Here is an 18,454-nt window from a genome sequence, read left to right as displayed (position 1 = left end):
GTGACACGCTGCCTGCTGCTGTGCAACGGGAAAGCGCAGGCCCGCGCGGCCCGCGCTGCCTTACCCGCGTGCGCGTGCCTGTTCGTAGCTGCCAAGGATACGCAATTCCTTGGAATGGAACGCGCATTCCTCCATCGCCCGGTCCACCGCCGGATCACCGGGCGCGCCCATGATATCGGCATAGAATGTGGTCGCCGAAAAGCTGGTGCCCTGCTGGTAGCTTTCCAGCTTGGTCATGTTGACCCCATTGGTGGCGAACCCGCCCAGCGCCTTGTAAAGCGCAGCCGGGATGTTCTTCACTTCAAAGATGAAGGTGGTCATGACCGGGCGGCCTGCCAGACCCGCGCTGTCCAGCGGATCGGCTGCGAGAACCACGAAACGGGTCATGTTGTCGGCGCTGTCTTCGACATTGTGTTCGATTATGGTGAGGCCGTACAATTCTGCCGCCAGCGCTGGGGCAATCGCAGCGATGGTGTGATCGCCGCGTTCGGCCACATAGGCTGCTGCGCCTGCCGTATCGGCATGGCTCAAGGGCACTATGCCGCGCTTGCGCAGGTAGTGGCGCGATTGCCCAAGCGCTTGCGGATGGCTGTAGGCCGCCTCGAACGAGCGACCTTCATCGTGGGCGCCAAGTGCCATCAATGCGTGGTGGATCGGCATGAAATATTCGCCGATGATGTGCAGCCCGCTTTCAGGCAGCAGGAAATGGATATCGGCCACGCGCCCGTGCTGCGAATTTTCGATCGGAATGATGGCCTGGCTTGCCCGCCCGTCCTTCACCGCGTCCAGCGCATCTTCAAAACTGAAACAGGGCAGCGGGTGCAGGGCGGGGCGCGCCTCGCTGGCGGCCCGGTGCGAATTGGCCCCGGGCGATCCCTGAAACGCGATGGCACGCGCCGGTTCGGCTGCAGCGACGGCGCGCATCCGGTCAACGATCGCAAGGGCAGGGCCGGGAAAGGAGCGCATGTTGGCTGCGCGCCTAGAGCCGCAGGCACCAGCGCACAAGCCTGCTTGCAAAAGCTGCACGATTTCATGCCACGATCAGTCTTGCGTGCAGGGTCAGGCAACACTATGGGACGCCCGAGATGAAACAGGATAACTCTTCGCAGGATAACGCTGCAGGCCAGAACGGCGGCGGCGATCTGATCAACACGGCGGCCGGCTGGGTGCTGGGCGCTGCCGCTTTGGGACTGGGTCTTTCGATCCTCTCAAGCAAGTATTTCCACGGCGACGATCCGCAGCGCCCCGAACAGCTGGGCTATGTGATCGAAGGCGTGGTCGATGAAAGCGCCGGCCCGGCCGAAGTTTCCATCCAAGAAGCGCTGAACGCGATGCCCGCTGCCGAACTGATTGCGGCAGGCGAAAAAGCCTATTCCAAGTGCCAGAGCTGTCACACGATCGATGCAGGCGCTGCCAATGGCATCGGCCCCAACCTTGCCGGTGTGATGGGCGGCCCGATCGCCTCCAAGGGCGGTTTTGCCTACAGCGCCGAATTGAAGGCGCTGGGTGGCAACTGGGATTGGGAAAAGATGAACCTGTGGCTCAAGAACCCCAAGGGCTACGTTTCGGGCACGAAAATGAGCTTTGCCGGTCTTTCCAAGGTTGAAGATCGCGCCGCGATTGCCGCCTATCTGAATTCCAAGGGCGCCAATATCGCGCTGCCGGCCTTCACTGCCGAAGCAGCGCCCGATGCAGCCGCCGATGGGACCGCAGGTGCGCCCGATCCGGCCGATGCCGCCGCCCCTGTTGATGGCGAAGATGCAAGCGCGGCCGAAGCGGCTGGCGGTGCCAGCGCCGATCAGCCCGTGCCTTCAAACCCCGGCGCAGCCCAATAGGCAGGGGCGCGTTGCGGTGCGGATGCGGCCCATGTCCGCGGCCGCTGCCAGCAATGCTTAGCCCTTGAATCCCTGAGCGATGACGTACCACTCCGACGAGCCTTTGCGGCTTGCCGGAGGTTTGGCGTGCTTGACGGCGGTGAAATGCTTCTTGAGGAACGCCAGCAATTCGCTGTCGGTGCCGCCTGCCAGCACCTTGGCAACAAAGCCGCCGCCCGGCGCCAGATTTTCGGCCGCAAACCACGCCGCAGCCTCCACCAGTCCCATCGTGCGCAGGTGATCGGTCTGCTTGTGGCCCACCGTGTTGGCGGCCATGTCCGACAGGATCAGATCGGGCGCGCCGCCCAGTGCCTCGGACAGCTTTTGCGGCGCGTCATCGGCCATGAAGTCCATCTGGAAAATGGTGACGCCTTCCAGCGGTTCGACTTCGAGAAGGTCGATGCCCACCACTTCGGCCTTGGGTGATTTGGCGCGCACCACCTGGCTCCAGCCACCCGGCGCGATCCCGAGATCCACAACCCGCTGCGCGCCTTTCAGAAGGCCGAATTTTTCATCGAGTTCGATCAGCTTGTAAGCGGCGCGGCTGCGATAGCCGTCGGCCTTGGCGGCGCGCACATAAGGATCGTTGAGCTGACGCTCCAGCCAGCGCACCTGACTGGCGGTACGGCCTTTGGCGGTCTTGACGCGCTTGCTGGGAGCCTTGGTGCCGCGGGTCATTGTACAGGTCTTCCTGACGTCTGGCTGAAACGTTGCTTGTGCAGGGCCTTGAGCGATCGTTCCGATTCCCGCTCGGCTGCCATGATACTGCGCAGGATACCTTCGCGAATCCCGCGGTCTGCCACACCCAGCCTTCGTGCGGGCCACAGGTCGAGTATCGCCTCTAGAATGGCGCATCCTGCCACCACCAGTTCGGCGCGGTCCTGTCCGATGCAGGGCAGGGTGGAGCGTTCATAAGGGGTCATGACGGAAAGCCGCGCGCTGATGCCGCGCATTTCGCCGGAGGGCACGATCAGCCCATCCACCGCCTTGCGGTCATAACTGGGCAATTCCAGATACAGGCTGGCCAGCGTGGTCACCGTGCCGCTGGTTCCCAGCAGGCGAATATCGGTGTGCTGCGCTGCTGCGGCTACCCGGCTGGCAAACGGCGCGAAACTTTCGGCCACCATCGCCTTCATCCGGGCAAATCGTGCGACGCGGGCGGTTTCGCTGTCTTCGGCGCGCCCGACCGTATCGGTCAGCGAGACAACCCCCCACGGCACGCTTTGCCAATCAAGGATGCGCGGCACACGGCTGCCTTCGTCGCCCGCTTCGACCAGCACCAGTTCAGTCGATCCGCCGCCGATATCGAAAATCACCGCTGGGCCAGTGCCATCTTCCAACAGGATGTGGCACCCCAATACGGCAAGCCGCGCTTCTTCTTCGGCGCTGATGATGTCGAGCGCGATACCCGTTTCGCGGCGCACGCGTTCGATGAAGGCAAAACCGTTTTCGGCGCGGCGGCAGGCTTCGGTCGCGACCGATCGCGCCAGTCGGACATTGCGGCGCTGCAGCTTGTCGGCACAGATGTTGAGCGCGCCCAGCGTGCGGTCCATCGCCGCATCGGACAGGCGGCCACTGGTGGCAAGCCCTTCGCCAAGTTTCACCACCCGGCTAAAGGCATCGATCACCGTGAAATCGCGGCCCGAGGGGCGGGCGATCAACAGCCGGCAATTGTTGGTGCCCAGATCCAGCGCGGCGTAGGCTTCGCCGTGTCCCGCCGCGGCCTTGATGGCGCCAATGTCAGCAAGATCGGGGCTGGGCCGCCCACCATTATGCCCAGCGCGCACAGCGCGCCGCACGTCTCCATTGATATCCTTTGCGCGGGCCTCACGGCCACCGCTTCGGGCATCGGGCTGAGGGGGGCGCTTGTAGCGAAAATCGGCTACCTTGCCGGACTTGCCGCCCCGGTTCTTCCCAGCTCTTTTATTCTTGTCCGGCGGAAGTGTTGCCGCCATGATCACTGTACTTTCATATCACCATGCACGCCGCACCGGGCACATGGCACTTGGCGCCAAGCTAACCCAAGCATTCACCAAGAGCAAGCGATCCACGTGCAACAGACGCTTGACCTTGGCCCTGCACGAAACTAGGGAGCGCGCTCGTCAAGACCGCCGGACTGTGTCCGGCAGACGACTGATGCCCCGTCCTCTAATGGTAAGAGAGCGGACTCTGACTCCGTCAATCAAGGTTCGAATCCTTGCGGGGCATCCAATCACCCCCCTGACATGACCCGGCGTTTGACCAAGGCGACCTTGTGCTTAAGCTTTACGTTCGGGCGCAATTGTCATGCTGCGCTCCAGCGATGCCAGGCTTTCAGCGATGCTGTGGCGGTCGGCGTCATGTTGTGCGCGTGATATTGCATGGTCTGCCAGCAAGCGTGCTTGCGCTGCCAGCCAGGCGTTCCTGTGCGGTGATGCTTCCGTTGTCTGATCTTCCATCCCGATCAACCGCGCCAGATTGTCGATCATCCGGATCGATACCGACGGATAATCGCATGCCGCCTGCCGGAACGCGGCCAGCGGATCGCCGAAAAGGCTGGCAAAATCCTGACCGGGAAGCTCAAGGCGCGAATCCGGCGCCCAGCACGCGGTTCGATTGTCGTTGATCCACGTGCTGCGATGATCGCGCATGACCAGCATCAGGGCATCACTGCAGGTGAGCGCGGTGTAGAAATCGTTGATAGCCGGTGACAGCGCACGCGCGGCAATTTCCACAAGCAGCCGAATACGGAACACCGTGCCTTGTCCATCGCTGCGGAAATCGTCGACAGGCACTGCGCGCTCAAGTTTGCGAACTTCGATCCGGGCTGCGCGATCGTTTCCAGCAATGGCGATCAAGGGTTCGCCGCGCGCCACGTGCTGTCCGGGCGCAGCGCACACTCGGATGACGGCGGCAGCAGGCGCAGCTTGTGCGATTGCGCGGCAATCCACCCCTTCAACATAGCCATCGCGTTTGGCGACGATCACGACGGTCCATTCGCGCTGCGGGCTATCAAGCTGGGCGATCAGGTTGGCCGGGGGAACGGAAGCATCGCGGCGCAGCGCGGCGATGGCCCTGTCGACAAACATCGACCGTCCCAGATCATGCAGCGACACTGCAAGCATGGCGACGTTGACCAGCTGAAGCAAAAGCACCATGCCGGTGAGTGCAAGCGGGGTCTGCGGCAGGGGCGCTTCGGGATCGATCGCCAGCATCGCGCAAAGCGTGACCACGAGGCTGAACGACAGGCCTGCAATCGACACCCGAACCAAACGCTTGTCCAGCCACCGATCAATCAGGCGGACACCCAGATTGCTGGCTGCCAGCGACAGGACAATGAGCGTGATCGAAAAATACAGACTGATGAAGGCGGCGTTGACGCCGGCGGCGACGCCGGCGAAATCGCGTGCGGTGTCGGATGTCGCAACAGGCGCCAGATCGGCGTCGATCAGCCATGCCGTCAGGCCGGCCCTGTCAGCCGCCAGAATGCCGAGCGCAACCGGGACGCCAAGCACGACAGCCAGCACAGCAAGCGCCCAGTAATTGCCCAGCAATCGGCGCAGCTGCCAGCCCTTCTGGCCTTTTACCGGCAGTAGATGATCCATCCGAAGTTTTACCTTTGATTTGCTGGCAGCGACTGTGACTGGGGAACATAAGTCATTGAACGCGACTTTGTGCCGTGACCCTTCCAAGATCGCGAAGGTTTCTACTCAACAGGGAGTGAAAAATGGGCGTTGCACCTGCAGTGGGGGCGCTTGCCGCAGATCCCCGCGCTGAGCTCGGACTGGATCCGGGCGCTTTGGCGGACACGGTCGGCAATATCGAAAATCTTGTGGCGCTGACTTCGGGGCAATACACCATGGGGTCGCTGATTCTGATGGTCAGCTTCGGGGCGCATTTTGCCTTCTTGCTCTACTTCCTCATGACCAGCACGCAACTCGCGCCGCGCTATCGGTTGGTGCCGGTGATGTCGTCGATCGTAATGCTGAGCGCAGGGCTCAGCCTGATGCAGGAATTCAACCTGTGACGGGCCAGCTACGAATTTGTCGGTGGGATCTATCGCCCACTGGCCGATGGTGAGACGTTCACCAATGCCTATCGCTATGGCAACTGGACGATCACCGTTCCCATCCTTCTGACCCAGCTTGCCATCGCGTTTGCCTTGCCGCGTCCCGAACTGCACAAGCGGTCGCTGCGCATGATCGTGCCTGCATTGCTGATGATCTGGACCGGTCTTTACGGTCAGTTCGGGGAAACCGGCGATTTCATGCGGTTGAACATCTGGGGCGTCATTTCGACCCTGTTCTTCGTGTGGCTGATCATCGAAGTGCGCGGTGTCATCACTCGTGCGATTGCGCTGAGCCCGCGTGAACTGGTCGCATGGCCCAAGAACATCTGGTGGTATTTCCTCGCGACCTGGGGCTTGTACCCGATCGCCTATGCGTTGCCGCAGCTTGGCTTCAACGGCGATGTGGTTGTGGTGCGGCAGTTGCTGTACTCGATCGCCGACATTTCCTCGAAGCTGATCTACGGCGTGATCCTGAGCCGCTATGTGCTGCGTCGCAGCGCGCTGGAAGGTTATGCACCTTCGGCAGAGGCTCTGGAAATTTCGCCGCTGGGCGCATCGGTCGCCTCTTCGCGCGGCGATTGATGTTCGGCGGCGCAATGCCCGCTGTACTCCGATGGCCCCGGCACGTTGCCGGGGCCATCATCGTGCCGGCTGCCGCGCTTGCCGCAGCCGCGCAACTGACCAGTCACTCGGCAGCCGTGGCGCTGGGCGCAGCGTTCTTTCTGGCAGGACTGGCCCACGGGGCTGGGCAGGAAGATCAGCGCAGTCTCAAACGCTATGGGCTGGCAGAGGCTGCGGCCTATGTCGCACTTGCCGCGGCCTTTGCGGGACTTTTTCTGGCTGCCCCACTTGCTGGACTGGCGGCCTTTCTTGCACTTTCGGCCTGGCACTTTGCCCAGAACGCACCGGCACGCGGACGCGATGGCTGGGCGGATATCGCCTTGGCACTTGTCACGGTCGGGGCAGGCGCGCTGCTGTGGCCTCAGACCACCGGAGCCATTTTTGCAGAACTCATCGGTGCGCCGCTACCCGATTGGTTCATGATCGCGCTAGCCGTAGTTGGCGCGGCCGGTATTGCGCTTACCGCTGTGGCTGCGGCGACACGGATGCGCGGCTTCGCAGCGGCGGGCGCAGCGGTGCTTGCCGCTGCTGTGCTGCATCCGGTGCTTGCGGTAGGTTTCACCTTCTTTGCGTTTCACGCGTTGCCGGAAACCATGCGGCAGATCGATCGGTTCGGCCCCGGCGCCACGATCGCTGCCATCGCGCCGACAATGGCGCTTGCGCTGGTTGGCGCAAGCTTGATGGCCGCTCTTGTGGTTGCCGGACTGATTGCGCTGCCGATTGCGGCTGCGGCCGCGCTGGGGTTGACGGTGCCGCACATGCTGGCCGGCGATCTGCGCGAATGATGCATCATCCAGGAGGCGCTGGCCTGGCCCAAGCCTATTGCGGGGGCAATCGGGGTCTGGCAGGGGCGATGCATGACTGAAAAAGACCTGACCGACCGCAAGTTCTACCGCGCGGGCGAAGAAACCCAGTTCGCCGAAGAGGGCCCCGAACGCACGCCCCAGACGGCGCATCCTGCGTACAAGCTTGCGTTTCGCGATACCGATTTCCTGCTGCGCGACGAATTGCGCCCCGTGCGGTTTCAGCTGGAACTGCTGAAGCCCGAAATGCTGCTGGATGAAGCGCGGGTCGGATCGACGCTGGTGATGTATGGATCAGCCCGCATTCCGTCCCCGGCGCAGGCCGAAGCGCGGCTGGAGGCGGCGAAGGATGGTGAAGAATACGACCAGAAGGTCGCGCAGCGTCTGGCGGAAAAGGCAAAGTATTACGACGAAGCCTACAAGCTGGCGCGTTTGGTCAGCGAAAAGGGCATTATCGAAAACGGTTTGCGCCAGTTCGTTGTGACGACCGGTGGCGGTCCTTCGATCATGGAAGCGGGCAATCGCGGCGCGTCGGATGCGGGTAGCGAATCGATCGGGCTGAATATCGTGTTGCCGCACGAACAGGCGCCCAACCCCTATGTGACGCCCTATCTCAGCTTCCAGTTTCATTACTTTGCGCTGCGCAAGATGCACTTTTTGCTGCGTGCCCGCGCCGTGGCGGTGTTCCCCGGCGGGTTCGGGACGTTCGATGAATTCTTCGAACTGATAACCCTGATCCAGACCGGCAAGATGAAACCCATTCCGATCATTCTGTTCGGCAAGGATTTCTGGACCCGGGTCATCGATTTCGAAGCGCTGGCGGAAGAAGGCACGATTTCCAAGGCGGATCTCGACCTGTTCCAGTGGTGCGAAACGGCTGAAGAAGCGTGGGCCTGTATCAGCGACTTCTACGAGCTGCCCGCCACCTGATCGCGCCGCGCGGCAAAGTGATGGCCCAGGGGCCCGTGCCCGGCGCCAAAGCCGGGCGCGTTTTCAATCGCGCGCACGACAAATTGTCGCCCCAGCCTGACCGCATGTTCAAGCGGCTGCCCATGGCCGAGCAACGTGGCGATGGCGGCTGACAGGGTGCAGCCGGTGCCATGCGTGTGGCGGGTGTCGATCCGCGCATGGTCGAAAGCAACGGCCCGGGCGCCGGAGGCAAGGAGGACATCGACAATCCGGTCGCCTTCGCCATGTCCGCCCTTTGCAAGTACGGCGGCACCGCTGGCCAGGGCCAGTTCCTCCGCCGCTTCGGCCATGTCCTGTGCGCCTGACAGCGTTCGACCCGACAAGGCGCTCAGTTCGGGCAGGTTGGGGGTCAGCAGGGTCGCACGCGGGAACAGCATCTCACGCATTGCGGCGACCGCATCGGGTGCAATCAGCGCCGCGCCCGAGGATGCGATCATCACCGGATCAAGCACGATGGGCGCTGTCACGTCTTCCAGTGCAGCAGCGACTGCCGCGATCACGGCGGCATCGTGAAGCATCCCGATCTTGATGGCATCGATCCCGATATCGCTGAGGCAGGATGCAATCTGCTGCGAGACCATTGCGGGCGAAAGCGCTGCGATGCCCTGCACGCCAACGGTGTTTTGCGCGGTAACGGCAGTAATGGCGGTCATGGCATAACCGCCCAGCATGATGATCGTCTTGATATCCGCCTGAATCCCCGCGCCCCCAGAAGAATCGGAACCGGCGATGCTGAGGATACGGGGGGGCGTGCTGTTTGTCATGACCCCGTCATAGCAAGCGCGGGTGCGAGCGGGGATGCTTTTTGCGTTAATCAGGGGCGATCGATCAGAACACTGGCGCCAGCATTCTGCGACGCCGGGAGGGTGACGTGCTTGTCATGTCCGCCATCCGCGTGCCGATCTCCGCCCCTGCGGTAATGCCCTGAACAAATGGCTGGTCGTGCAGCAGGTAAGGCAAGGCGCCCAGTGCAATCCGCCCGCGGGCATTGGCCGGGGCATAAAGGCTGTAATCTTCGCATACCGATGGAATATCAAGACCCGCTGCGAGGAGTTGATCTCTCAGACGCGGGAAAGGCAGGTCTTTGGTTTCAAGCGGTTTTTGCCCGCGCGCATCAATAAAGATATCGAATTGATGCTCTGTCTCGCCAACCGAAATTGTTGTGCCGGAATCGGTGATATTCTTGTCGTAATCGGAACCCAGTTCCAGCAGCGTGAGGATTCCGGCGCGGTGCAGCGCCAGCATGCGGCGGATCGATTGCGAAGGGATGGCCGCGTAGTTGTCCATGAAAACGCGGCTCAGCCCGGAATCGAAGCGGTCGCGGTCTTCTTCGTCCAGCGCGGGCACGATATCCTGAAACACTTCGTGCATGCGAAGGATGGCATAGCGCCAGGCAACCGTAATCCGGTTGCGCTTGTTGTGTTCGACTTCGGAAAGATTGAATTGCGCCCAGCGGAACGGATCATGCGCGATGCGATCAGCAAAATAGGCATCGGCAAAATCATCGGCGGTGCGTTCATTCAGCGAAATGCGGGCCGCCCACCACGGGTCTGCCAACATAATTTCCTGAACAAAAAGAGCAAAGCACCTGCCCAGCAACCCGTCGCTGCCAGCGTCGATTTCGGCGGCGATGGCATCGGCGGTGGCGTGCGCCAGCGGTTCATAGGGGATCGGACAATAGAAATCCGCCTCGGGCAGAATGCCAGTGCGCGACATCAGCGTGATCGACAGACCGGCGCTGGCCTTATCGCAAGCGAATGTGACAGTTTCCGCATCGTTTTCGACAAAGCTGCCATGCTGCGACACCACCGCCATAGCCGCATCAATTGCGCTGAGCGACGTGCCCATGATACCGATGCGGCTGGGCGGTATCGGTGCATCAACGAGGCCCGACCACGGACTGGGGAAATAGGCTCTCGTCGCTTCATCGGCGTCAGGCCACACATGCCCTGTCGCAATCGCCACCCAATCGAAGATCACGGGTACTTCATCAGCATCGGTCCACAGCGCAACGCCATCGGCGCGGGCTTCAAGATCGCTTACCCGGCAGTTTTCGCGAATGTTGATCGCGATGCCGTGCGCTTGGCCCTGTTCCACAAGCCACAGCAGTTGATCGCGGAAATATTGGCCCAGCAACAGGCGAGGCAGAAATTGCCGATCGTGCAGCGTGTCCTTGTCGACCCCGTAACGCCGAAGCCAATCCGCCGACTGGCTGCGCAACCATTCAAGATAGGTTTGCCCGATCGGCGGAATTTCGATGCTGGCAATATTCGCCAGCATCAAACGGGTGTTGGAATCATCGTCATAGGGCATGCCCACCCCGGCACGGTCGCCCTGTTCAAACAGCGTGATTTCAATCGGAGCCGCTTTGGCGATCAATGCGGCAATGGTGTAGATACCCGTGGGGCCCGAACCGACTATCCCGATCTTGCGCATGTCCCGTAAGCCTTTCTGGCATGTCTCCATATGTAGAGGCAGCGCAGCATCGGTTTAGCGCCGAAGGACAACAGTTCGCAATCACCCTTCGCGCGGGGTGGGCGGCCAAGGGCAGAGCGCAGCGCAGTATCAGCCCTGATAGCGGCGCTGCGTGCTCGGCGGGAATTTGGCATGAAGCGCCTTGGCCCGCGTGGGGCGGTCCATCAGCTCGCCCTTGCAATTGGGGCAGCGGTCATCGAGATCTTCGGCGCATTCAGCACAAAAGGTGCATTCCATCGAGCAGATGAACGCGCCGGGTGCATCGGCGGGCAGGCCGATACCGCAGGTTTCGCAATCGGGACGCATTTCCAGCATTGATCGGCCTCCTAAACTGCCGCGTGCACCGCTTCGCAGATGGCATCGACCACCTGTTCGACCTGCTGCTGATCATCGCCTTCCGCCATCACCCGGATCACAGGTTCGGTGCCCGATGGGCGGATCACCAGCCGCCCCTTGCCCGACAGCGCGGCTTCGGCATCGGCGATCACAGCCTGAACGGCGGCGTTTTCCAGCGGCTTGCCCCCTTCATACCGCACGTTCTTCAAAAGCTGCGGCACCGGATCGAACACGTGTAGCAGTTCGCTGGCTGGTTTGCCCGATCGCACCAGGCTCGCCAACACGCGCAGCGCAGCAACCGTGCCATCACCCGTGGTGCCATGGTCGAGCATGATCATATGGCCCGATTGTTCGCCGCCGACATTGTAACCACCTGCCTTCATCGCTTCGAGCACGTAGCGATCGCCCACCCTCGCGCGTTCAAGCGTGAGCCCGCGACCTTCGAGATAGCGTTCCAGACCCAGATTGCTCATCACGGTGGCGACGATCCCGCCGCCGCGCAGGGAACCGCGATCCTGCATCCGACCGGCAATCAGGCCCATGATCTGATCGCCATCGACGGCGCGGCCTTTTTCATCGACCACGATCAGCCGGTCGGCATCCCCATCAAGCGCGATACCGATATCCGCGCCTTCTTCGACCACCCTCGCTTGCAGCGCGGAAATGGCGGTCGATCCGACGCCGTCGTTGATGTTGATGCCATTGGGCGAAACCCCCAGCGCCACCACATCTGCGCCCAATTCCCAGATTGCGGACGGCGTTACCTGATAGGCCGCGCCATTGGCGCAATCGACCACCACCTTCAGACCATCGAACCGGATTTCCGAGGCAACCGATTGCTTTACCGCGTGGATATAACGGCCCCGTGCGTCCTCGATCCGGCGTGCGCGGCCGATAAGTTCGGCAGGGGCCAGCGGAATGTCGGTTTCCATCAAACGCTCGATCTCACCTTCGGCGGCGTCGGACAGTTTGAAGCCATCGGGGCCGAACAGCTTGATGCCGTTATCGGCGAACAGGTTGTGGCTGGCCGAGATCATCACACCCAGGTCTGCGCGCATTTCGCGGGTCAGCAGCGCGATCGCGGGGGTGGGGAGAGGGCCGGTCATGATCACGTCGATCCCGACACTGGTGAAACCGGCCACCAGCGCGCTTTCCATCATATAGCCTGAAAGCCGTGTGTCCTTGCCGATCACCACGCGGTGCCGGTGCGCGCCGCGTACAAAGTGGCGTCCGGCCGCCTGCCCGACCTTCATCGCGGTGGCAGCGGTCATCACGCCAGCGTTGGTGCGGCCCCTGATCCCATCCGTGCCGAACAGCCTGCGTGCCATGAAAGTCCCGTCCTGTCGTGTCTGCAAAGTTGTCTCGCGCTTCTGGCGCGGTTATCGCCCAAAGGGAAGGGCATGACGCCCGTTAAAGGACAAGCCCTTGCTGGAAAGTGAAAACGCGACCGACGCCGCATCGGATGGCGCGTCAGGCAAATATGCGCTGGTATCGATCCGGCTGCCCGTGGCGCTTACCTTTGCTGCGCTTGTCGGGGGACTGCTGGCCGGTATCGTGGGTGCGGCTGCGGGCGCGCCCGGTGCCGTGACCGACGTGGCAGGCTTGATCGGCGGATTGTGGCTGCGGGCCTTGCAAATGACGATTATCCCGCTGGTGGCAGCGCTGCTGGTGCTGGGGCTTGTCCAGATGATCCTGGCTGCGCGCGTGGGCACGGTGGCGCGGCGGATGCTGCTGATCATGGTGGCGGTGCAACTGGCTGGCGCGGCCTTTGCTTCGGTTGCCATGCCTGCGCTGCTGACGGCGTTCCCGGTGCCGCCGGGCGCAAGCGCGTTTCTGGCGCAGACCCCTGCAAGCGTGGGTGAAGTGCCAGGCGTGCTGGATTTCATGGCATCGCTGGTGTCGCCCAACATCGTTGCCGCTGCTGCCGAAACCGCAATGCTGCCGCTGACGTTGTTCTTCGTGATGTTTGCAGTGGCAATCACGCGTCTGCCCGCCGATCAGAGCGAACGCCTGCTGGGCTTTTTCCACGCGCTGGGCAATGCGATGCTGTTGATCATCGGTTGGGTTCTGGCGATTGCGCCCGTGGGTGTATTTGCGCTCGCATATGGTGTCGGCGTGCAAAGCGGCGGCGGAGCATTCGCGGCACTGGGCCATTACGTGCTGACAGTGACGATGATGGGCACATTCATTCTGGTGCTGGCCTATGTCGTTGCGGCTGCAATGGGGCGCACCGGCCTGCTGCAATTTGCCAAAGCGGTGTTGCCCGCACAGGCGGTGGCGCTGTCAACACAAAGCTCGCTCGCCAGCCTTCCTGCTATGCTCGACAGTGCGGGGCGGTTGAACCTCAAACCCTCTACGGCCGAATTCGTGCTGCCGCTCGCCGTGGTGATTTTTCGCGCCACGAGCGCGGCAATGAATCTTGCGGTGGTGTACTACATCGCTGTCCTGGCAGGGGTGGACGTGCCGGTCAGCGTGGCGGTGGCGGGTATACTGATTGCCAGCGTCATCAGCCTTTCGGCCGTCAGCTTGCCCGGATCGATCAGCTTTGTCGTGTCGATCGGCCCGATCGCGCTGGCGATGGGTGTCCCGGTTGAGCCGCTGGCGTTGCTGGTAGCGGTCGAGATGTTGCCGGACCTGATGCGCACGCTTGCCAATGTCACGATGAATGTTGCGGTCACAAGCGCTGTCGACCGTACGGCGAGAACGGAACACGCCTCGACTTGAAGCGTGAACATTTCGCCCGCATCTGCGTTACCTGTTCAAGAACACCATTTCCCTAGCCCTTTGGAGGATACCATGGCTTTTCAACTTTCCCCGCTTCCCTATCCGGCTGACGCGCTTGATCCGGCCATTTCGGCCGAAACGCTGTCGTATCACCACGGCAAGCATCATCAGGCCTATGTCGACAAGACCAACGCGGCCATCGAAGGCACCGATCACGCGGACAAGTCGCTGGAAGATATCATCGCGGCGGCACGCGGCAGCGATCAGGGCCTTTTCAACAACGCCGCCCAGACCTGGAATCACGGGTTCTACTGGCATTCGATGGCCCCTTCGACCACCGAACCTTCGGACGACCTGCTGGCAAAGATCAACGACGCCTTCGGTTCGGTTGACGATCTCAAGCAAAAGCTCAAGGACCGCGGTGCGGGACACTTTGCATCGGGTTGGGTGTGGCTGGCAGAAAAGGGCGGTAAGCTGTCGGTCGAAGAAAGCCATGACGCCGATACGCTGGCCGATGGGGACATGAACCCGTTGATGGTGCTCGACGTGTGGGAACACGCCTATTACCTCGATCACCAGAACAAGCGCCCTGCCTATCTGGATGCTGTGGTCGAAAAGAAGCTGAACTGGGCTTTCGCCAGCGAAAACCTTGCACGCGGTACGCTGTGGACTTACGAATAATCACGCTGAAATGCGTTTAGGAAAACGGCTCGGAGCGAACAGCTCCGGGCCGTTTTTACGGGAGCCCGGTCAGATCCGCGAACTGCTGACGCCGTTTCCCGCTGCGACTGTATCCAGTTCTTCCAGAATGGCGCGGTGCGCGGTTTCATCCGCGCTCGACCGGCGTGGGATGGCGCCATTGGCAAGCATTTCAGTCAGCGACGCCCGGGCACGGCCCACACGGCTTTTGATCGTACCGACCGCGCAGCCGCAGATTTGCGCGGCTTCCTCGTAAGAAAACCCGCCCGCGCCGACCAGCAGCAGCGCTTCGCGCCGTTCGGCGGGCAATGTCAGCAAGGCGCGATGCAGATCGCTGAGATGGATAGGCTCTTCCTGTCCGGCGGGCGCGGTGAGAATGCGTTCGGCCACGCCTTCGTCATATTCTCCGCGAAACCGGTTGCGGCGCATATCGGTGAGATAGGCATTGCGCAGGATCACGAATGTCCATGCGCGCATTGACGTGCCTGGTTCAAACCTGTCCTGCGCCGCCCACGCCTTGAGCAGGGTTTCCTGCACCAGATCATCGGCCACATCCGGACGACCGCACAATCCGCGGGCAAATGCGCGCAAATGGGGTACGACTTGGGTGAGATTGCGTTTGAAATCGGACTTGTCCGATGCTGACAAGGTGCCGCCGGGCTGCTCACCTGCACTCATTGCGCGGTATTCCGGCTGCTCAGCGATGCACCGCCCCCACCGGAACGGCTTCCGGTGGTATCCATCGCATCGAGCCGGTCGAGCAAATCCTTGAAATTGTCGGGGAGCGCCTCTTCCACAACCGAATCATACAATTGTTTCAAACCATCAGCCCATTCGGGCGCACGGCGGCCATTGGCCCCGCCGCCGCTGCCTGCACTTTCATGGCTGTCACTTGGTCGTTGGTTGGAAGGCATAGTGGTTAAGCATGTCCTTGATCGCGTTGTCCCGGCCCTCCTGCAGGGCCGCTTTTGCCGACGCAGGGCCCCGACGCTGCCGCCATGACCATGCTGTCTGAGCGCTGAGTTTGGACGATTGGGGAACGATGCGCTACCAGTTTGGTTCCGCTTGCGACCTTAGCCCCTGCTTTGAGATACAGCTGGAACAGGAATTTTATACCATCGACCCGCTTGCGCTTCGTTCCGAAATTGATCCGGCATCTGCTCCGCCGCCGATATCGTCAGGCCGGGCGCGGCGCTGGCTTGTGCTCTATCCCAGGGCAATTCCGCTCGGAATATTCCTGGCCCTTGCCGCCATTACCGCGCTCAGTGTGTTTGCAATTGAAACCAATGCTCGCGCTCGCGAACGCGCGATCATGCGCGAATATGCGCAGGGCGTGGCGGCCGCGCTCGATCGCAGCGGGAGCGGTTTTGCATCCTATCTCAGGGCAGGTGCCGCATTGTTTTCCAGTCTAGAGGAAGTCAGCCCCGAAAACTTCGACAATTTCGTGCGAGCGCTGAAACTGAACACCGAATATTCCGGCGCCGAGGGGATTGGCTGGATACCCGTGATGGAAGCCCGCGATGGGCCTGCGTTTCTTGCGCAGACGCGGATCAGCCAGCCCGCCTATCCCGATATCTTTCCGCAGCCGGCCAGCAACACCGGACGGATCGCCCCGGTTGCGATGTTCGCACCTGCGAACCCGCAGAACCGCCGGGCGTTGGGGTACGATATGTATTCCGATCCCGCCCGCGCTGCGGCGATGGCCGAAGCCGAACTGACCTTGCGGCCCGCAGCGTCGGGACGGATCGTACTGGCCCGCGAAACCAGTGGCACAGCGCCTGCCTTTGCCATTTACATGCCGGCTGTGCGGCTGAGCCAGCAAGGCGACGGCCGGCTGACCGGTTTTGTGTACACCCCATTCAGAGCGCGCGAATTTCTTTATGCCGCGATCGATCGGCAAGGGCAGGGCCGTTTCGGCGTCCGTCTGTACGATGGTGAAGTGAGCACAGGGCACCTTCTGGTCGCCCAGCCTGCAGGGGTCGCGGCGCGCGAAACCGTTGAACAGGAAGTCACCATCGCCGACCGCAAACTGATGCTGGTGATCGAAAGCGGCGATGTTCCGGTGCTGTCGCTGCTGTCCATGGTCACAATGGTCTTCGGGCTCGCTCTGGCAAGTCTGCTGATGCTACTGGCGCGGTTGCTGACCCGGCAAGCTCTGGAAGATCAGACCCGACTGGCCTTCTTTGAAGAACAGCATTCGATCCGCAATTCGCTGACCCGCGAACTTAATCACAGGGTCAAGAACACGCTGGCCAATGTGCTGTCGATCCTGTCGCTCACCCGCCGCCGTGCGAGCGGGCTGGATGATTTTGCCGACAGTCTGGAAGGCCGGATCAGGGCGCTTTCGGCCACGCATGATCTGTTGACGGTAACAGACTGGGGCACAACGCCGATCCGGGCTGTGATCGAGGCCGAATTGCAGCACTTTCGCGAAGTGCTGGACGATGCCATCCTGCTTGACGGCCCCGATCTGGAACTGGCGCCCAATGATGCGCTGTCCTTCGGGCTCGCAGTGCATGAACTGGCGACCAATGCTGCCAAATATGGCGCGCTGAGCGTAGCAGACGGGCAAGTCACGATTCGCTGGCGCCGCGGCGAAGATCAGGGTGCCGAAGCGGCTTGGGCCGAAGTTGAATGGCAGGAAACGGGCGGTCCGCCGGTCGCTTCGCAGCGGCGGCGCGGATTTGGGACAGAGCTCATCGAAAAGGTTGTGGCCCACGAGCTACGGCAACCCGTCACGCTGGATTTCGCCCCCGATGGCGTGCGCTGCATCTTGCGTGTTCCCGTCCGCCGACCCACAGACTTTCGCATCCGCGACCGCTGATACGGGCCGAACCTACAACGGCCGCGTCGACCCGAAAAACAACGCTTGGCTGATCGCGGCACGGACGGTTGCTTCCTGAAACGGTTTTGTCACCAGATAGGTCGGTTCGGGCCGATCGCCTGTCAGCAGGCGTTCGGGATAGGCGGTGATGAAGATCACCGGCATTGATCCGACAGTGAGGATGTCGTCCACCGCATCGAGACCCGATGATCCGTCGGCAAGCTGAATGTCTGCCAGCACCAACCCCGGCATGGTTTGCGCCACGGCCTCGCGGGCCTGGGAGCGTGTGGCTGCTGTGCCGCTGACCGAATGCCCGATACTCGTCACCAGATCTTCCAGTTGCATTGCGATCAGTGGTTCGTCTTCGATGATAAGAACCGTCGTGGTCTGTTCGCGCTCGATGTCGGCGATGGCATCGGCGACCATCTGGCGGATATCCTCTGGCGTACAGCCAAGGATGGCGGCAGCTTCGCCAGCAGTGAAATCTTCCAGCGTGGTCAAAAGCAGGGCTTGGCGCGCGGGCGGAGTGATAGTCCCCAACCGTGCCTGTGCGCCTGCTTCATGTTCTCCGGCGACAAGTCCGGCGCCCGCGTCCAATGGCTCTGATACGGATGCGCTGGCCCAGAACGTGCTGAAGGCGCGGTATAGCGCCACGCGCCCGCCCCCGACTGTGGCGAGCAGCGCTTCATCGGAAAGCACGGCTTCCAGCATACCGCGCACAAAAGCGTCCCCGCTGGTTTGCGATCCGGCCAGCGCGCGGGCGTAACGACGCAGGAATGGAAGGTTGGCAGCGATCTGACTTCCGAGAGACATGTAACACCCCTTGCTGGTTCTGACGTGACAATTCACGCCAGGTCATAACGGTTCCCCGCCGCAACGTCGCCCCCCGCGCCGCAAACCGCTGGAATTAAGCAATATCCTTGGCGATAACCAGCCGGTGACAAAAATTTGGGTAAGCGCGGGAACCGGCTTGCAGAAGGATCATTATGTCTTTTGTCACCGCCGAGACCCCCCTCCCGTCCAAGCGGCTGGTGATACGATCCCGAAAGGCCTCCGCTTGACCGCGGAGGCCTTTTTTCAT

Annotated in this window: 19 protein-coding genes and 1 tRNA gene; 9 read left to right on the top strand and 11 right to left on the bottom strand. The window is 61.9% G+C overall.

Annotated features, from left to right (window positions below; all coding sequences use genetic code 11):
• Positions 1–60 precede the first annotated feature (60 nt).
• Positions 61–966, bottom strand: a complete 906-nt coding sequence (locus SJY33_RS09590) for a prephenate dehydratase (protein WP_379922535.1) — start codon at positions 964–966, stop codon at positions 61–63.
• A 119-nt stretch (positions 967–1,085) separates the two neighbouring features.
• Here SJY33_RS09590 and SJY33_RS09585 point away from each other — a divergent pair, with 119 nt between their 5' ends.
• Positions 1,086–1,835: a c-type cytochrome gene (locus SJY33_RS09585; protein ID WP_379922534.1), complete on the top strand. Its 750-nt coding sequence runs from the start codon at positions 1,086–1,088 to the stop codon at positions 1,833–1,835.
• Between the two features lie 57 nt (positions 1,836–1,892).
• Here the strand turns inward: SJY33_RS09585 and SJY33_RS09580 are convergent, their stop codons facing one another.
• Together SJY33_RS09580 and SJY33_RS09575 are read right to left on the bottom strand one after the other, a co-directional pair.
• The gene (locus SJY33_RS09580; RefSeq protein ID WP_379922533.1) at positions 1,893–2,552 is read right to left on the bottom strand and encodes an RlmE family RNA methyltransferase; all 660 of its coding nucleotides are present in this window, start codon (positions 2,550–2,552) and stop codon (positions 1,893–1,895) included.
• Positions 2,549–3,829 carry a Ppx/GppA phosphatase family protein gene (locus SJY33_RS09575; RefSeq protein WP_379922532.1) on the bottom strand — a complete coding sequence of 427 codons (1,281 nt, stop codon included), beginning with the start codon at positions 3,827–3,829 and terminating at the stop codon, positions 2,549–2,551. The genes SJY33_RS09580 and SJY33_RS09575 overlap by 4 nt, the downstream gene beginning before the upstream one ends.
• A gap of 182 nt (positions 3,830–4,011) precedes the next feature.
• Here SJY33_RS09575 and SJY33_RS09570 point away from each other — a divergent pair.
• Positions 4,012–4,085: transfer RNA gene (locus SJY33_RS09570), tRNA-Gln, on the top strand.
• Between the two features lie 47 nt (positions 4,086–4,132).
• Here SJY33_RS09570 and SJY33_RS09565 read toward each other — a convergent pair.
• The gene (locus SJY33_RS09565; RefSeq protein WP_379922531.1) at positions 4,133–5,458 is read right to left on the bottom strand and encodes a DUF2254 family protein; all 1,326 of its coding nucleotides are present in this window, start codon (positions 5,456–5,458) and stop codon (positions 4,133–4,135) included.
• Between the two features lie 122 nt (positions 5,459–5,580).
• Here SJY33_RS09565 and SJY33_RS09560 point away from each other — a divergent pair, with 122 nt between their 5' ends.
• The 4 genes from SJY33_RS09560 to SJY33_RS09545 all read left to right on the top strand — a co-directional run bounded on the left by SJY33_RS09560 (position 5,581) and on the right by SJY33_RS09545 (position 8,276).
• On the top strand, positions 5,581–5,880 hold the full coding sequence (locus SJY33_RS09560) for a hypothetical protein (protein ID WP_379922530.1): 300 nt from the start codon (positions 5,581–5,583) through the stop codon (positions 5,878–5,880).
• 27 nt (positions 5,881–5,907) lie between these two features.
• Positions 5,908–6,504 (top strand): bacteriorhodopsin, encoded by a 597-nt coding sequence (locus SJY33_RS09555; RefSeq protein ID WP_379923563.1) that lies wholly within the window; start codon positions 5,908–5,910, stop codon positions 6,502–6,504.
• A 14-nt stretch (positions 6,505–6,518) separates the two neighbouring features.
• Positions 6,519–7,328, top strand: a complete 810-nt coding sequence (locus SJY33_RS09550; RefSeq protein WP_379922529.1) for a Brp/Blh family beta-carotene 15,15'-dioxygenase — start codon at positions 6,519–6,521, stop codon at positions 7,326–7,328.
• A gap of 72 nt (positions 7,329–7,400) precedes the next feature.
• Positions 7,401–8,276, top strand: coding sequence for an LOG family protein (locus SJY33_RS09545; RefSeq protein ID WP_379922528.1), 876 nt, complete (start codon positions 7,401–7,403; stop codon positions 8,274–8,276).
• Here SJY33_RS09545 and thiD read toward each other — a convergent pair.
• From thiD to glmM, 4 genes are all read right to left on the bottom strand, one after another.
• Positions 8,255–9,079 carry a bifunctional hydroxymethylpyrimidine kinase/phosphomethylpyrimidine kinase gene (gene thiD, locus SJY33_RS09540; protein ID WP_379922527.1) on the bottom strand — a complete coding sequence of 275 codons (825 nt, stop codon included), beginning with the start codon at positions 9,077–9,079 and terminating at the stop codon, positions 8,255–8,257. The genes SJY33_RS09545 and thiD overlap by 22 nt on opposite strands.
• A gap of 64 nt (positions 9,080–9,143) precedes the next feature.
• Positions 9,144–10,751, bottom strand: a complete 1,608-nt coding sequence (locus SJY33_RS09535; protein ID WP_379922526.1) for an FAD-NAD(P)-binding protein — start codon at positions 10,749–10,751, stop codon at positions 9,144–9,146.
• A gap of 129 nt (positions 10,752–10,880) precedes the next feature.
• Positions 10,881–11,105, bottom strand: a complete 225-nt coding sequence (locus SJY33_RS09530; RefSeq protein ID WP_379922525.1) for a DUF1272 domain-containing protein — start codon at positions 11,103–11,105, stop codon at positions 10,881–10,883.
• A gap of 11 nt (positions 11,106–11,116) precedes the next feature.
• A complete protein-coding gene (glmM, locus tag SJY33_RS09525; protein ID WP_379922524.1) occupies positions 11,117–12,454 on the bottom strand; it encodes a phosphoglucosamine mutase in 1,338 nt (445 codons plus the stop codon).
• Between the two features lie 97 nt (positions 12,455–12,551).
• On the opposite strand from glmM, the gene SJY33_RS09520 reads away from it, so the two are divergent.
• Positions 12,552–13,850, top strand: coding sequence for a dicarboxylate/amino acid:cation symporter (locus SJY33_RS09520; RefSeq protein WP_379922523.1), 1,299 nt, complete (start codon positions 12,552–12,554; stop codon positions 13,848–13,850).
• Positions 13,851–13,922: 72 nt separating this feature from the next.
• Complete coding sequence (locus SJY33_RS09515) at positions 13,923–14,531, top strand: superoxide dismutase (RefSeq protein ID WP_379922522.1); 609 nt, start codon at positions 13,923–13,925, stop codon at positions 14,529–14,531.
• A gap of 69 nt (positions 14,532–14,600) precedes the next feature.
• Here the strand turns inward: SJY33_RS09515 and SJY33_RS09510 are convergent, their stop codons facing one another.
• Both SJY33_RS09510 and SJY33_RS09505 read right to left on the bottom strand, forming a co-directional pair.
• Entirely contained in the window at positions 14,601–15,227 is a 627-nt protein-coding gene (locus SJY33_RS09510) for a sigma-70 family RNA polymerase sigma factor (RefSeq protein ID WP_379922521.1), read from the bottom strand.
• Positions 15,224–15,463: a NepR family anti-sigma factor gene (locus SJY33_RS09505; RefSeq protein WP_379922520.1), complete on the bottom strand. Its 240-nt coding sequence runs from the start codon at positions 15,461–15,463 to the stop codon at positions 15,224–15,226. The genes SJY33_RS09510 and SJY33_RS09505 overlap by 4 nt, the downstream gene beginning before the upstream one ends.
• Before the next feature lie 128 nt (positions 15,464–15,591).
• On the opposite strand from SJY33_RS09505, the gene SJY33_RS09500 reads away from it, so the two are divergent.
• On the top strand, positions 15,592–17,373 hold the full coding sequence (locus SJY33_RS09500; protein ID WP_379922519.1) for a CHASE domain-containing protein: 1,782 nt from the start codon (positions 15,592–15,594) through the stop codon (positions 17,371–17,373).
• A gap of 12 nt (positions 17,374–17,385) precedes the next feature.
• Here the strand turns inward: SJY33_RS09500 and SJY33_RS09495 are convergent, their stop codons facing one another.
• Positions 17,386–18,186, bottom strand: a complete 801-nt coding sequence (locus SJY33_RS09495) for a response regulator (protein WP_379922518.1) — start codon at positions 18,184–18,186, stop codon at positions 17,386–17,388.
• Positions 18,187–18,454: the final 268 nt, after the last annotated feature.

It is taken from the genome of Erythrobacter sp. R86502, assembly GCF_042466465.1.
GTDB lineage: Bacteria > Pseudomonadota > Alphaproteobacteria > Sphingomonadales > Sphingomonadaceae > Erythrobacter.
Note: the sequence above shows the minus strand (reverse complement) of the source record. Positions and strands in the feature narration are given on the sequence as shown.